Origin of the sequence: Pseudomonas sp. B21-021, from assembly GCF_024749205.1 — a bacterium.
GTDB lineage: Bacteria > Pseudomonadota > Gammaproteobacteria > Pseudomonadales > Pseudomonadaceae > Aquipseudomonas > Aquipseudomonas paraglycinae.
This window is the reverse complement of record NZ_CP087192.1, coordinates 4435406-4449445: the sequence shown is the minus strand read 5'-3', so window position 1 is coordinate 4449445 and position 14040 is coordinate 4435406. Positions and strand designations below refer to the sequence as shown.

Sequence of the window (14040 nt, the reverse complement as noted above, 5' to 3'; positions counted from 1 at the left end):
GTCCTTCAAGCAGTTTTCGGGATGAGGCGCTCGAACAGCGCCTCCACAGTATTAAAGCGCTCTTCCGGGCGCTCCATCGGCACCTGGAACTTGAACATCGTGGCGCCTTCGAATTTGTAGCGTTTTGGCTGGCTCTGGATCAGTTTGATCAGGGTCATCGGGTCGACCGGCGTCTGCGCCGCGAACTCGATACGGCCACCTTGCGGGCCGCCATCGACTTTCTTGATGCCCAACTGCTCGGCCTGCAACTTCAGCGCCGTGATGCGCACCAGATTTTTGGTCGGCTCCGGCAGAAGACCAAAGCGGTCGATCATCTCCACTTGCAGATCCTTCAGGCCTTCCTCGTCGGTGGCCGAAGCGATGCGCTTGTAAAGGATCAGGCGTGCATGCACGTCCGGCAGATAATCTTCCGGAATCAGCGCCGGTACCCGCAGGTTGACCTCCGGGCCACCGCCGAGCGGTTGATCGAGGTTCGGTTGTTCGCCCTTGCGGATCGATTTCACCGCGCGCTCGAGCATTTCCATGTACAGCGTGAAGCCGACCGCCTGAATCTGACCGCTCTGACCGTCGCCCAGCAGTTCGCCGGCGCCACGGATTTCCAGGTCGTTGGTGGCCAGCACGAAACCGGCGCCAAGATCCTGAGTATTGGCAATCGCCTCCAGGCGTTTTTCCGCATCGCCGGTGATTTGCTGGCGCGGAGGAGTCAGCAGATAAGCGTATGCCTGGTGGTGGCTACGGCCAACGCGACCACGCAACTGGTGCAGCTGCGCCAAGCCGAACTTGTCGGCGCGCTCAATGATGATGGTGTTGGCGCTCGGCACGTCGATGCCGGTCTCGATGATGGTCGAGGCGATCAGCACGTTGAAGCGCTTGTGGTAGAAGTCGCTCATCACCTGTTCGAGTTCGCGCTCGCGCATCTGCCCGTGGCCGATGCCGATCCGCGCTTCCGGCACCAGTTCGGCCAGGTCGGCGGCGCACTTCTCGATGGTTTTCACGTCGTTGTGCAGGTAATAGACCTGACCGCCGCGCAGCAGCTCACGCAGCAAGGCCTCTTTGACCGTGCTCTTGTTCTGCTCCATGACGAAGGTGCGCACCGACAGGCGTCGTGCCGGCGGCGTGGCGATGATCGACAGGTCGCGCATGCCCGACACCGCCATGTTCAGCGTGCGCGGAATCGGCGTGGCGGTCAGCGTAAGAATGTCGACTTCGCTGCGCAGGGCTTTGAGCTGTTCCTTCTGACGGACACCGAAGCGGTGCTCTTCGTCGATGATCACCAGCCCGAGGTTTTTGATCTTGACGTCGTCCTGCAGCAGCTTGTGCGTGCCGATGACGATGTCGATATTGCCTTCGGCCAGTTCGGCCACCGCAGCGCTCACTTCCTTGGCCGACTTGAAGCGGCTCATCACTTCCACGGTCACCGGCCAGTCGGCGAAGCGGTCGCGGAAGCTGTTGTAATGCTGCTGGGCGAGCAGGGTGGTCGGCACCAGAATCGCCACTTGCTTGCCACCATGCACGGCGATGAACGCGGCGCGCATGGCCACTTCGGTCTTGCCGAAACCCACGTCGCCGCAGACCAGTCGATCCATCGGTTTCGGCGCGAGCATGTCTTCGCGCACGGCTTCGATGGTGGATTGCTGGTCCGGGGTTTCTTCGAACGGGAAGCCGGCGCTGAAGGTCGCGTAATCGGCCTTCGGATCGGCAAACGCATAACCTTCGCGGGCGGCGCGGCGGGCGTAGATGTCGAGCAGTTCGGCAGCCACGTCGCGGACCTGTTCGGCAGCCTTGCGCTTGGCTTTCTGCCAGGTCTCGGAGCCGAGGCGGTGCAGCGGAGCCAACGCATCGTCGCTGCCGGTGTAACGGGCGATCAAATGCAGGTTGGCCACCGGCACGTAAAGCTTGGCGTTCTCGGCGTATTCGAGGGTCAGGAATTCGGCGGCCTGATTGTCGATTTCCAGAATCGTCAGGCCGAGATAGCGACCGACGCCGTGGTCGATGTGCACCACTGGAGCGCCTTCGCGCAGCTCGGTGAGGTTCTTGATCACCGCGTCGTTGTTGGCGTCGGCGCGTTTTTCGCGGCGGCGACGCTGCATCACGCGCTGGCCGAACAGCGGACTTTCCGCGACCAGTGCCAATGCCGGGTCGTCCAGCATCAGGCCTTCGTCGAGCGGGGCGATGGTGATCGCCAGGCGATCCTTGCTCGCGACGAAATCCGGCCAGCTGTCGACGGTTTTCGGCCGCAGCTTCAGGCGATCCAGCAACTCCAGCAGCACTTCGCGACGACCGGCGGATTCGGCGGTGAACAGCACGCGTCCCGGGAACTCGTCGAGAAATGCCGAGAGCGCGGCCAGCGGCTGGGTGGCCTTGGCTTCGATCGCCAGATTCGGCAAGGCCTGCGCCGGAAAGCGCTCACGACCGGCGCCGGATTCAACGTCCTGCTGGCTGGCGACCACGCGCGGCCAGTTCTTCAGGCGGGCAAAGCAGTCTTCCACCGGCAGGAACAGTTCGGCCGGCGGCAATAAAGGACGCGATGGATCGACGCGACGCTCTTCATAACGATTGCGCACATCGTTCCAGAAGTTTTCCGCCGCCTGCTCGATGCCCGGCAGCGAAAACACTTGGGTGTCCTGAGGCAGGTAATCGAACAGGGTCGAGGTTTCTTCGAAGAACAGCGGCAGGTAGTACTCGATACCGGCTGGCGTGATGCCGCTGCTCAGGTCCTGGAAGATCGGGCAGCGACGGAAGTCGACGTCGAAACGCTCGCGAAAGCGCGCCTTGAAGCGGGTGACCGCGTCTTTCTGCAGCGGGAATTCCTTGGCCGGCAGCAGCTTGACCGAATCGACCTTGTCGATGGAGCGCTGGTTTTCCGGATCGAAGGTGCGCAGGGTTTCGATTTCGTCGTCGAACAGGTCGATGCGATAGGGCAGCTTGCTGCCCATCGGGAACAGGTCGATCAGTGCGCCACGCACCGTGAACTCGCCGTGTTCGTAAACCGTGTCGACGTAGCGATAGCCGCTGGCTTCGAGCCGCGAGCGCATTTGCTCGACATCGAGTTTCTGCCCGACGTCCAGCACCAGGCTGCTGCCGAGCAGGAATTTGGTCGGCGCCAGACGGTGCAGGGCGGTGGTGATCGGCACCACCAGCACGCCATGTTCCAGTTCCGGCAGTCTATAAAGGCTGGCGATGCGCTGGGAGATGATGTCCTGGTGCGGCGAAAACAGATCGTAGGGCAGGGTTTCCCAGTCCGGGAAATGCAGCACCGGCAAATCCGGGGCGAAGAAACTCAGCTCCTGCTCCAGCCGTTCGGCACTCTGGCTGTCGGCGGTCAAAAGCAGCGTGAAGCGCTTGGCAGCGCTGGCAGCCTCGGCAATCGCCAGGCTCAGGGCGGCACCGGGGAGGTTGCCCCAGTGCTGTTTACCTGCCGCGGCAGGGAGAAGCGGTAGACGCAGAACAGGCACGGAAGGTTGAGCTCCAGGCGTTGCGACAAAGTCGGTAATTGTAGCGGCGTCCGGTGCCGCCTGTCAGTTGCCGGATGCGTCTATCTGCGCTGTTTGGGAAAAATGTAGTGGTAACCATAAAAACCAGCGCTTTTTTTACGGTTATGTAGTGCCAAATGTCGGTGGTGTTACGGAGGGTTACAGACATCGTCTAACAGTCGTCGAAAAAATGGCTGCGCTGGAAGCCCCGGTTTTACTGGGCTGGCGGGGAGCGTTATTTTTTTGGACGGTTTTTTGTTACCGATTGCGCGACAAGCGCGCATTGCTACAAGAGGTTCTCGGCGGCATAATGTAGCCCCTTTTTTCTGCCCCTACATGTGGAAGGTTACCGTGACTCAGAAGCCCGACCAGTGTCTTGGTGAATGGATCGACCGTGAAGCACTCGCAGAAGCGATGATTCCGCTTATCGGTCAGCTCTACCGCAACAACAACGTGGTGAGCTCGATCTATGGCCGCAGCCTGATCAACCAGTCTGTCATCGCGATTCTCAAAGCTCACCGCTTTGCTCGCCACCGTTCTGCCGACGACAGCGAACTCTCCGTCCACGAAACATTCCCGCTGCTCAAGGCCATGAGCGAGCTCAAGCTCGGCGCGGCCTCGGTAGATCTGGGCAAGCTGGCGTACAAATTCCGCAACGAAGGCAACGGCCGTACCGCCGAGCAGTTCGTTCGCGAAGAAATGGCTGACGTGGTTGGCCAGCAAAACGCTTCGGCACGCAAAGGCACCGACGTTGTGCTGTACGGCTTCGGTCGTATCGGCCGTCTGCTGGCGCGCATCCTGATCGAGAAAACCGGTGGCGGCGACGGCCTGCGTCTGCGTGCCATCGTGGTGCGCAAGGGCGCCGAAAACGACCTGACCAAGCGCGCCAGCCTGCTGCGTCGCGATTCGGTACACGGTTCGTTCAACGGCACCATCACCATCGACGAAGAAAACAACACCATCACCGCCAACGGCAACCTGATCCAGGTTATCTACGCGAAGAACCCTACCGAAGTGGACTACACCCAGTACGGCATCAAAGATGCGCTGCTGGTGGACAACACCGGTGTATGGCGTGATGCCGATGGCCTGGGTCAGCACTTGCAGTGCCCGGGTATCGACCGCGTTGTTCTGACTGCGCCTGGCAAGGGCAAGCTGAAGAACATCGTTCACGGTATCAACCACAACGAAATCACTGCTGACGACAAGATCGTGTCCGCCGCTTCCTGCACCACCAACGCCATCGTGCCGGTGCTGAAAGCCGTGAATGACAAGTTCGGCATCATCAACGGTCACGTCGAAACCGTTCACTCGTACACCAACGACCAGAACCTGATCGACAACTTCCACAAGGGCGATCGCCGTGGCCGTAGCGCCGCGCTGAACATGGTGATCACCGAGACCGGTGCTGCCACCGCTGCTGCCAAGGCCCTGCCTGAGCTGGCCGGCAAGCTGACCGGCAACGCGATCCGTGTTCCGACGCCGAACGTGTCGATGGCCATTCTCAACCTGAACCTTGAGAAAGCCGCCTCCCGTGAAGAGATGAACGAGTACCTGCGCTACATGGCGCTGCACTCCGATCTGCACAAGCAGATCGACTTCGTCAACTCGCAGGAAGTGGTTTCGACCGACTTCGTGGGCTCGCGCCACGCCGGTGTGGTCGACGCTGAAGCGACCATCGTTCAGGACAATCGCGTTGTTCTGTACGTCTGGTACGACAACGAGTTCGGTTACAGCTGCCAGGTGATCCGTGTGATGGAAGACATGGCCGGTGTAAACCCGCCAGCGTTCCCGCGCTAAGCCTTAGCTGCAAATGAAAACGCCCCGACTTAGGTCGGGGCGTTTTTGTTTGTGCGCAATTTGCCTTAGCGGGGGATGGCGGCTTGCGCGGTGCGCAGTTCGTGCCTGTTGCCACGGAACAGCACCAGCGTGGCGATCAGGCCCAACACGGCTGCGCCGCTGAGCCAGATCCCCGGCGCTGCTTTGTTGTCCAGCACGTGAATCAGGTAAGTGCAGGCGGCTGGTGTGAATCCACCGAAGGTCGCAGTCGCCAGGCTGTAGGCCAACGAGAAACCGGTCGTACGAACTTCCACCGGCATGATCTCGGTAAGCGCCACCACCATCGCCCCGTTGTACGAGCCGTACAGGAACGACAGCCACAACTCGACGATCAGCAAGTGACTGAAGCTCGGATTCGCCACCAGCCACGACAACGCCGGATAAGCGGTCAGGATCGCCAGAATCGTCGCCGCCAACAGTAGGGGTTTACGTCCAACCTTGTCGGACACCGCGCCCATCACCGGCAGCCAGAAGAAGTTCGACAGGCCGATGCATACCGTCACCAGCAACGCATCGAAGTCTGACAGGTGCAATTCCGCCTTGCCGAACGTCGGTGTGTAAGCGGTGATCAGGTAGAACGACACGGTGGTCATCACCACCAGCGCCATGCCGGCGATGACGATGCCAAAGTTCTGACCGATCGAACGGACGATTTCCTGCAGGGTAGGGCGATGTTTGCGCGCCTGGAACTCCGGGGTTTCCTCCAGCGAACGGCGGATGACAAAAATCACCGGGACGATCATGCAGCCGATCAGGAACGGCACGCGCCAGCCCCATTCGCCCATCTGTTCCGGACTCAGCCAGTGGTTGAGGCCGACACCGAGCAGCCCGGCGAACACTACTGCCGCCTGCTGGCTGGCGGACTGCCAGCTGACGAAAAAGCCCTTGCGGCCCGGCGTGGCGATTTCCGCCAGATACACTGACACACCGCCTAGTTCCACGCCGGCCGAGAAGCCTTGCAGCAATCGGCCGAACAGCACGATCAGCGGCGCGGCGACCCCAAGGGTGGCGTAGCCCGGCACGCAGGCAATCAGCACGGTGCCGGCCGCCATCAGGGCCAGCGTGATGATCAGGCCCTGGCGCCGGCCGTGACGGTCGATGTAGGCGCCGAGAAAAATCGCCCCCAGCGGACGCATCAGGAAACCGGCGCCGAACGTGGCCAGGGCGAGCATCAGGGAAGCGAAGGCGCTGTCGGTGGGGAAGAAGGTCTTGGCAATGGCCGTGGCGTAGAAGCCGTAGACCATGAAGTCGAACATCTCGAGAAAGTTGCCGCTGACAACGCGAAAAATCGCCTTGCCTTTGCCGGTCGTGGAGGACATGGGTAGGTACTCACTCTAAATCTTGTAAGAAAGCGTTGCGCTCGTAGCCCATAATGGCCGGCGCGGTTTTGCGGGGAGATGAAGAATTGTTAACTGGACGGTGGGGGATTCTCGTGCTGCTGGGCTGGGTTTTGGCCGGTTGCGGCAACGGCGATTCCCTCGAGACTTTCGGCGGCCCGACGATGGGCAGCACCTATTCGATCAAGTACGTGCGCCACGCCAATCTGCCTGCCCCGCAGGAGGTGCGTGTCGAAGTGGAAAAGATCCTCGCGGACGTCGACCGGCAGATGTCGACTTACCGCGCAGACTCCGACATCTCGCGCTTCAACGCATTGCCGGCTGATCGCTGTCAGGTCATGCCTGTGCCGGTCCTTGAATTGATTCGGGTGGGCGAGCAACTGTCGCAACAAAGCGAAGGCTCCTACGACCTCACCGTAGAACCGCTGATGAATCTATGGGGTTTCGGCCCGCAGGGGCGTGAAGAAAAAGTCCCGGATGCGGCAGCGCTGGCCGAAGTGCGGCAGAAAGTCGGTCATCAGCACCTGCACATCGACGGCGATCGCTTGTGCAAGGATGCGGCGGTCGAGGTGGATTTCAACAGCATCGCCGCCGGATACGCGGTCGACACCATTGCCGCACGGCTCGAAGCACTTGGCATCCATGACTATCTCGCCGAAGCCACCGGCGAGCTCAAGGCATCCGGCAAGAAGCCCGATGGTTCGCCATGGCGTATCGCACTGGAAGAGCCTCGTGATGATGAGCAGGTGGCAGAGCGCGTCATCAATGTCGATGGCTATGGCCTGTCCACGTCCGGCGACTACCGCAACTATTTTCAGCAGGATGGCCGGCGCTATTCCCACACCTTGGATGCCCGGACCGGTGCGCCGGTCCTGCACGATCTGGCGTCGGTCACGGTGATTCATCCTTCAGCGCTGATGGCCGATGGACTATCGACGCTGTTGCTGATTCTCGGGCCTGAAAGGGCCTGGGACTATGCCGAAAAACACGACATTGGTGCATTCTTTGTGATTCGTGCCGATACAGGTTTCGTCACACGCACCAGTCACGCTTTCGAACGGCTCAGTGGCGCAAAAGTTGACTGAGAACAGTACGAAAGCTGGCGTTGTAGTGCAGGCAAAAGTAGCCTACGACGCGACCAAGGGTTAATGTGCGCGGCGTTGACGCTTCTATAGACTGTGTCCGGGTTTTCTACTGGCCCCCAATTGTTCCTTCGCGCCGTCGTTCGGCGTGATTTAGCCGCCGGTGCTGCTGGCACCGCGGCCTGTTCTGAGGAGTACGCATGGCTGTCTACAACTACGACGTGGTGGTGCTGGGTTCCGGCCCGGCGGGAGAAGGCGCGGCAATGAACGCCGCCAAAGCAGGGCGCAAGGTGGCGATGGTCGACAGCCGTCGTCAGGTCGGCGGCAACTGCACCCACCTGGGCACCATCCCGTCCAAGGCCCTGCGTCACTCGGTGCGGCAGATCATGCAGTTCAACACCAACCCGATGTTCCGTGCGATCGGCGAGCCGCGCTGGTTCTCCTTTCCGGACGTGTTGAAAAGCGCCGAGAAAGTCATTTCCAAACAAGTCGCTTCGCGTACCGGCTATTACGCCCGTAACCGCGTCGACGTGTTCTTCGGTACCGGCAGCTTCGCCGACGAGCAAACCATCGAAGTGGTCTGCGCCAACGGCGTGGTCGAGAAACTGGTGGCCAAGCACATCATCATCGCCACCGGTTCGCGTCCTTATCGCCCGGCGGACATCGATTTCCACCACCCGCGTATCTACGATAGCGACACCATCCTCAGCCTCGGCCACACCCCGCGCAAACTGATCGTTTACGGCGCCGGCGTGATCGGCTGTGAGTACGCTTCGATCTTCAGCGGTCTGGGCGTGCTGGTCGAACTGGTGGACAACCGCGGTCAGCTGCTGAGCTTCCTCGACTCGGAAATCTCCCAGGCGTTGAGCTACCACTTCAGCAACAACAACATCACCGTGCGTCACAACGAAGAGTATGACCGCGTCGAAGGCGTGGACAACGGCGTGATCCTGCACCTGAAGTCCGGCAAGAAGATCAAGGCTGACGCCTTGCTCTGGTGCAACGGCCGTACCGGCAACACCGATCAGTTGGGGCTGGAAAACATCGGGGTCAAGGTCAACAGCCGTGGCCAGATCGAAGTCGACGAGAACTACCGCACCTGCGTGCAGAACATCTACGGCGCCGGTGACGTGATCGGCTGGCCGAGCCTGGCCAGTGCCGCCCACGACCAGGGTCGTTCGGCCGCTGGCAGCATCGTCGACAATGGTAGCTGGCGTTTCGTGAATGACGTGCCGACCGGCATCTACACCATTCCGGAGATCAGCTCGATCGGCAAGAACGAGCAGGAACTGACCCAGGCCAAAGTGCCGTACGAAGTGGGCAAGGCGTTCTTCAAGAGCATGGCGCGGGCACAGATCGCCGGCGAGCCGCAAGGCATGCTGAAGATCCTGTTCCACCGTGAAACCCTGCAGGTGCTGGGCGTTCACTGCTTCGGTTATCAGGCGTCGGAGATCGTGCACATCGGTCAGGCGATCATGAACCAGCCGGGCGAACTGAACACTCTGAAGTACTTCGTCAACACGACGTTCAACTACCCGACCATGGCCGAAGCCTATCGGGTAGCGGCGTACGACGGCCTCAACCGGCTTTTTTGACGGGCTCCGGCCGGTGGCCTGAGCCGGCCGGGGAGACCGATTTCAGCAATTCCCGAGGGTGGCAGTGGCCAAACCGGGAAAGTCTGTAATCAGGCTGTCAACGCCGAAGTCGGCGAGTCTGCGCATCAGCGCAGGCTCGTTGACGGTCCACACCGACACATGCAGCCCCTGACGCTGCGCCTTTTGCAGGCGTTCCGGCGTACACAGCGTCCAGTTCAACGCCAGAATCTCGCAACCGTAACTTTGCGCAACCTTCAACGGGTCGAGCCAGGCGTATTCGGCCACCAGGCCGCGTGACACGTCGGGCACCAGATCCAGCGCAGCCTTCAATACTTCCCGCGAACTCGAGGTGATCGTCACCTTGTCGAGCAGCCCGTGCCTGACCGCCATTTCACGGATGGCCAGCACGGTGGTCGCGGAGCGGGTGCGCGAAGCGCTTTTGACTTCAAGCTGCCAGTGCTCGAAATCGCACTTTTCGAACAGCTCTTCAAGCGTCGGAATCGGGCAGGGCTTGATCCAGCCCGGGCCGCCCTTGCGCGCGTCGTAGGTCACCAGATCGGCGGCGGTGTGCTCGACCACCTTGCCGCGCCGGTCGGTGGTGCGCTTGAGGGTCGGGTCGTGGATGACCATCAGCTCGCCGTCCTTGGACAGGTGCAGGTCCAGCTCGCAACGGCGCACGCCGTGCTTGAGACATTCCTGAAAACTGCTCAGGGTGTTTTCCGGTGCTTCGCCCTTGGCGCCGCGGTGGCCGTAGATAAGGGTCACGGTTCTTCCTTAATTTAAATGCCTGATTCGTTCTGTTCGCGGGCCAGACGTCGTTCCTGGGCCTGCTTCTGCAAGATATAGCGGGCGAGCAACTGGCGTTGGGCATCGGTCAGGTGTTCGAACTCGGTGCCGACGTCGTAGCCGTCGCCCTTGCGGTCGCAATGGGTGACGCGGGCGCGCAGCAATAGGCCAAGCGCCTGGGGCATCAGCACCAGTTTCACCGACAGATGAGCGCCGGTGGCGATCGGGGTCGGGTGCTGAAAGTCGATGCCGCCCTCGGAGATGATCACTGGCTGCGGCTCGCCGATATGGCCGAGCACGGTCAGGGCGATCACCTGGCTGAGCAGGTCGATGCGTTTGTTCTGGGATTTCAGGAACGCCGAGATGGCGCGGTCGCGTTCACTGATCTGGCGCAGCAGGTGCTGCGACTCGAATTCGCTCAGGTGCAATTCGCTGAGCAGGTTGAACAGTGGAGAAGCATCCTGCAACACTTCCTGGCCTGCGGCTTCGGGAGCGGACAGGGGCCGAATTTCCAGTGCGATCGTGTCCTCGATACGGTAGTATTCGCGGCGATCTTCTTCATCTAATGTCGACATGGCGAACCCATGGTAGCGGCGGTGGTCTGAGTGTAAAGCTGGTTATCGACCCCCGCCACAAGGACGTTCCTTTTCCCTCCGAACAAGCCCCGACATGTTCAGACCTCTCTTCGTATTTATCGGCACGCGTTATACCCGTGCAAAGCGTCGCAATCATTTTGTGTCATTCATTTCCCTGACTTCGATGATCGGGCTCGCCCTTGGCGTGGTCGTGATGATCGTGGTGCTGTCGGTGATGAACGGCTTCGATCATGAGATGCGCACCCGCGTGCTGGGCATGGTGCCCCACGCGACCATCGAGTCCGGTGAAGCCATCAACGACTGGCCGAGCCTGGCCGCCAAGGTCAAGCAGAATCCGCAGGTGGCGGCCGTCGCGCCGTTCACCCAGATGCAGGGGTTGCTGACCAACAACGGCCAGGTGTCCAAGGTGTTGCTCAATGCCATCGACCCGGCGCTGGAGCGCAACGTCTCGATCATCGACAACTTCATGAAGCAGGGCAAACTCGACGACCTGACGCCGGGCAGCTTCGGCATCGTGATCGGCGACAAGGCCGCGACCAAGCTCGGCGTGGGTCTCGGTGACAAGATCACCTTCGTCGCGCCGGAGGTCAGCGTGACCCCGGCCGGGATGTTCCCGCGCATGAAACGCTTCACCGTGGTCGGCATCTTCCATGTCGGCGCCGGTGAACTTGACGGTTACCTGGGCGTCACCAACCTGCAGGATCTGGCGAAGATGCACCGCTGGAAACCTGATCAGGTGCAGGGCCTGCGTCTGAAGTTCGACGATTTGTTCCAGGCGCCGCGTGAGGCGTGGAACATCGCCCAGCGCCTCGGCGAAGACCGTTACTACGCGCGCGACTGGACCCGTACCCACGGCAACCTGTATCAGGCGATCCGCATGGAAAAAGCCATGATCGGCCTGCTGTTGCTGCTGATCGTCGCGGTCGCTGCGTTCAACATCATTTCCACGCTGGTGATGGTGGTGAACGACAAGAAGGGCGACATCGCCATTCTGCGCACACTGGGCGCCACACCGGGCACGATCATGCGCACGTTCATGGTGCAGGGTACGGTGATCGGCGTGGTCGGCACGGCCATCGGCGCCGTGGTCGGGATTTTTGCCGCGCTCAACGTCAGCGCCGCGATTTCGGCCCTCGAAGGCGTGATCGGACACAAATTCCTCAACGCCGACGTGTATTTCATCGATTACCTGCCGTCGCAGGTGCAGAGCCAGGACGTGGTCATGGTCTGCGCCGCTGCGTTGGTCCTGAGTTTCCTCGCCACCCTGTATCCAGCCTGGCGTGCCGCGCGCACCCAGCCGGCGGAGGCGCTACGTTATGAGTGAGTCGGGCATGAGTGAAAAAGCAATCTTGAGCTGCCGCAACCTGGGCAAATCCTACGAGGAAGGCCCGGAGTCGGTGGAAGTGCTGGCCAACCTGCAACTGGAACTGCATCCAGGCGAGCGGGTGGCGATCGTCGGCAAATCCGGTTCGGGCAAAAGTACCTTGCTCAACCTGCTGGGCGGCCTCGACACGCCGACCAAGGGCGGAGTCTGGCTCGACGGTGAAGAACTGTCGGCGCTGAGCGAAAAGAAGCGTGGACTGCTGCGTAACCGTGCCCTCGGGTTCGTGTACCAGTTCCACCACTTGCTGCCGGAATTCACCGCGCTGGAAAACGTCTGCATGCCGCTGCTGATCGGCAAGACCGCGATCCCGGAAGCCCGTCAGCGTGCCACGGCGTTGCTGGAGCGAGTGGGGCTGGGCCATCGCCTGGAACACAAACCGGCAGAGCTGTCCGGTGGCGAGCGTCAGCGCGTGGCCATCGCCCGTGCGCTGGTCAACAATCCAGGGCTGGTGATGCTCGACGAGCCGACTGGCAACCTCGACTCCCATACCGCCGAAGGCATTCAGGATCTGATGCTGGAACTCAGCACTTCGATGCGCACGGCGTTTCTGGTGGTGACTCACGACATGAACCTGGCTCGCCAGATGGACCGCGTCCTGCAGCTGCAGGAAGGTTGCCTGACCCCCATCTGACGGCTTGAAACCCGGTGCCTGAAAAGGCGTCGGGTCTTTTATTTTTATACGGTGCCCCAGCGAATGTTCAGACCGTTATCGATCTTTATCGGCACGCGCTATACCCGCGCCAAGCGCCGCAATCGCTTTGTTTCGTTCATTTCGATGACCTCGATGATCGGCCTCGCCCTCGGCGTGCTGGCGATGATCGTGGTGCTGTCGGTGATGAACGGCTTCCAGCGCGAAATGAGCTCGCGCATCCTCGGCATGGTGCCTCACGCGACCATCGTCGGCGTCAAGCCGATCGACGACTGGCAGCCAGTGGCTGCCGCCGCGATGAAGAATCCGGAAGTGACGGCCGCCGTGCCGTTCACCGAGATGGAAGGCATGCTGTCCTACAAGGGCATGATGCAGCCGATCCAGATCAGCGGCGTCGACCCGGCTCAGGAAGGCAAGGTGTCGATCGTTGCCCAGCACATTGTTCAGGGCCGTCTCGATGCCTTGAAACCGGGTGAGTTCGGCGTAGTGCTGGGTGAAATCACCGCCCGGCGTTTCCGTCTCAATGTCGGCGACAAGATCACCCTGATCGTGCCGGAAGTCAGCACCGCACCGGGCGGCATCACCCCGCGCATGCAGCGCCTGAACGTGGTCGGCGTGTTCAAGGTCGGTGCCGAACTCGACGGTTCCATGGGCCTGATCCACGTCTCCGACGCGGCGACCATGCAGCACTGGGAGCCGAATCAGGTGCAGAGCGTGCGTCTGGCGGTGAAGGATCTGTATGCCGCGCCGAAGGTTTCATCGGATATCGCCACCGGCCTCGGCGCCGATTTCAAGGCTGACGACTGGACTCACACCCAAGGCAGCCTGTTCAGCGCGATGAAGATGGAAAAAACCATGATCGGCCTGTTGCTGCTGATGATCGTCGCGGTGGCGGCGTTCAACATTATCGCGACCCTGATCATGGTGGTGAACGACAAGGGCGCGGACATCGCGATCTTGCGCACCATCGGCGCCACGCCACGACAGATCATGGCGATCTTCATGGTGCAGGGCACGGTGATCGGCATCGTCGGCACCATTATCGGCGGTGTGTTGGGCGTGATTGCCGCGCTGAATGTCAGTGAGATGGTGGGCTGGGTCGAGCGCGTGACCGGGCAGCACATCTTCAGTTCGGACGTGTACTTCGTCAGCAACCTGCCATCGGAATTGCAGGGCGGCGACGTGCTGTTGATCTGCTCGGCGGGCTTCATCCTCAGCTTCCTGGCCACCGTTTATCCGGCCTGGCGAGCGGCGAAGATCGAACCGGCGCACGCGTTGCGCTATTCGTAAGTTCCCCCA

Annotated in this window: 10 protein-coding genes; 6 read left to right on the top strand and 4 right to left on the bottom strand. The window is 61.1% G+C overall.

Features of this window, described 5'->3' with window-relative positions; all coding sequences use genetic code 11:
* Positions 1 to 5: 5 nt before the first annotated feature.
* Positions 6 to 3455 carry a transcription-repair coupling factor gene (mfd, locus tag LOY31_RS19880; RefSeq protein ID WP_258712114.1) on the bottom strand — a complete coding sequence of 1150 codons (3450 nt, stop codon included), beginning with the start codon at positions 3453 to 3455 and terminating at the stop codon, positions 6 to 8.
* 354 nt (positions 3456 to 3809) lie between these two features.
* Here mfd and LOY31_RS19875 point away from each other — a divergent pair, with 354 nt between their 5' ends.
* A complete protein-coding gene (locus tag LOY31_RS19875) occupies positions 3810 to 5273 on the top strand; it encodes a glyceraldehyde-3-phosphate dehydrogenase (RefSeq protein WP_007953026.1) in 1464 nt (487 codons plus the stop codon).
* A 65-nt stretch (positions 5274 to 5338) separates the two neighbouring features.
* Here LOY31_RS19875 and LOY31_RS19870 read toward each other — a convergent pair whose 3' ends face one another.
* Complete coding sequence (locus LOY31_RS19870; RefSeq protein WP_007953024.1) at positions 5339 to 6631, bottom strand: MFS transporter; 1293 nt, start codon at positions 6629 to 6631, stop codon at positions 5339 to 5341.
* 53 nt (positions 6632 to 6684) lie between these two features.
* Here LOY31_RS19870 and LOY31_RS19865 point away from each other — a divergent pair, with 53 nt between their 5' ends.
* Both LOY31_RS19865 and sthA read left to right on the top strand, forming a co-directional pair.
* Positions 6685 to 7734: an FAD:protein FMN transferase gene (locus tag LOY31_RS19865; protein WP_258712113.1), complete on the top strand. Its 1050-nt coding sequence runs from the start codon at positions 6685 to 6687 to the stop codon at positions 7732 to 7734.
* Between the two features lie 197 nt (positions 7735 to 7931).
* Positions 7932 to 9326, top strand: coding sequence for a Si-specific NAD(P)(+) transhydrogenase (gene sthA, locus LOY31_RS19860; protein WP_065260713.1), 1395 nt, complete (start codon positions 7932 to 7934; stop codon positions 9324 to 9326).
* Positions 9327 to 9368: 42 nt separating this feature from the next.
* On the opposite strand, the gene LOY31_RS19855 is transcribed toward sthA, so the two are convergent.
* Entirely contained in the window at positions 9369 to 10091 is a 723-nt protein-coding gene (locus tag LOY31_RS19855) for a glycerophosphodiester phosphodiesterase (RefSeq protein ID WP_258712112.1), read from the bottom strand.
* Positions 10092 to 10105: 14 nt separating this feature from the next.
* Entirely contained in the window at positions 10106 to 10687 is a 582-nt protein-coding gene (locus LOY31_RS19850) for a PilZ domain-containing protein (protein ID WP_207983433.1), read from the bottom strand.
* Positions 10688 to 10781: 94 nt separating this feature from the next.
* Here LOY31_RS19850 and LOY31_RS19845 point away from each other — a divergent pair, with 94 nt between their 5' ends.
* The 3 genes from LOY31_RS19845 (at position 10782) to LOY31_RS19835 (ending at position 14031) form a co-directional block, all read left to right on the top strand.
* The gene (locus tag LOY31_RS19845; RefSeq protein WP_039772786.1) at positions 10782 to 12032 is read left to right on the top strand and encodes a lipoprotein-releasing ABC transporter permease subunit; all 1251 of its coding nucleotides are present in this window, start codon (positions 10782 to 10784) and stop codon (positions 12030 to 12032) included.
* Positions 12033 to 12039: 7 nt separating this feature from the next.
* The gene (gene lolD, locus LOY31_RS19840; RefSeq protein WP_162831788.1) at positions 12040 to 12723 is read left to right on the top strand and encodes a lipoprotein-releasing ABC transporter ATP-binding protein LolD; all 684 of its coding nucleotides are present in this window, start codon (positions 12040 to 12042) and stop codon (positions 12721 to 12723) included.
* Between the two features lie 63 nt (positions 12724 to 12786).
* A complete protein-coding gene (locus LOY31_RS19835) occupies positions 12787 to 14031 on the top strand; it encodes a lipoprotein-releasing ABC transporter permease subunit (protein WP_064381083.1) in 1245 nt (414 codons plus the stop codon).
* Positions 14032 to 14040: the final 9 nt, after the last annotated feature.

What these genes read in the sequence shown, in the direction of transcription:
- LOY31_RS19875 (WP_007953026.1), top strand. Translation starts at nt 3,810, where the DNA reads ATGTGGAAGGTTACCGTGACTCAGAAGCCCGACCAGTGTCTTGGTGAA.
- LOY31_RS19870 (WP_007953024.1), bottom strand. Translation starts at nt 6,631, where the DNA reads ATGTCCTCCACGACCGGCAAAGGCAAGGCGATTTTTCGCGTTGTCAGC.
- LOY31_RS19865 (WP_258712113.1), top strand. Translation starts at nt 6,685, where the DNA reads ATGGCCGGCGCGGTTTTGCGGGGAGATGAAGAATTGTTAACTGGACGG.
- sthA (WP_065260713.1), top strand. Translation starts at nt 7,932, where the DNA reads ATGGCTGTCTACAACTACGACGTGGTGGTGCTGGGTTCCGGCCCGGCG.
- LOY31_RS19850 (WP_207983433.1), bottom strand. Translation starts at nt 10,687, where the DNA reads ATGTCGACATTAGATGAAGAAGATCGCCGCGAATACTACCGTATCGAG.
- LOY31_RS19845 (WP_039772786.1), top strand. Translation starts at nt 10,782, where the DNA reads ATGTTCAGACCTCTCTTCGTATTTATCGGCACGCGTTATACCCGTGCA.
- lolD (WP_162831788.1), top strand. Translation starts at nt 12,040, where the DNA reads ATGAGTGAAAAAGCAATCTTGAGCTGCCGCAACCTGGGCAAATCCTAC.
- LOY31_RS19835 (WP_064381083.1), top strand. Translation starts at nt 12,787, where the DNA reads ATGTTCAGACCGTTATCGATCTTTATCGGCACGCGCTATACCCGCGCC.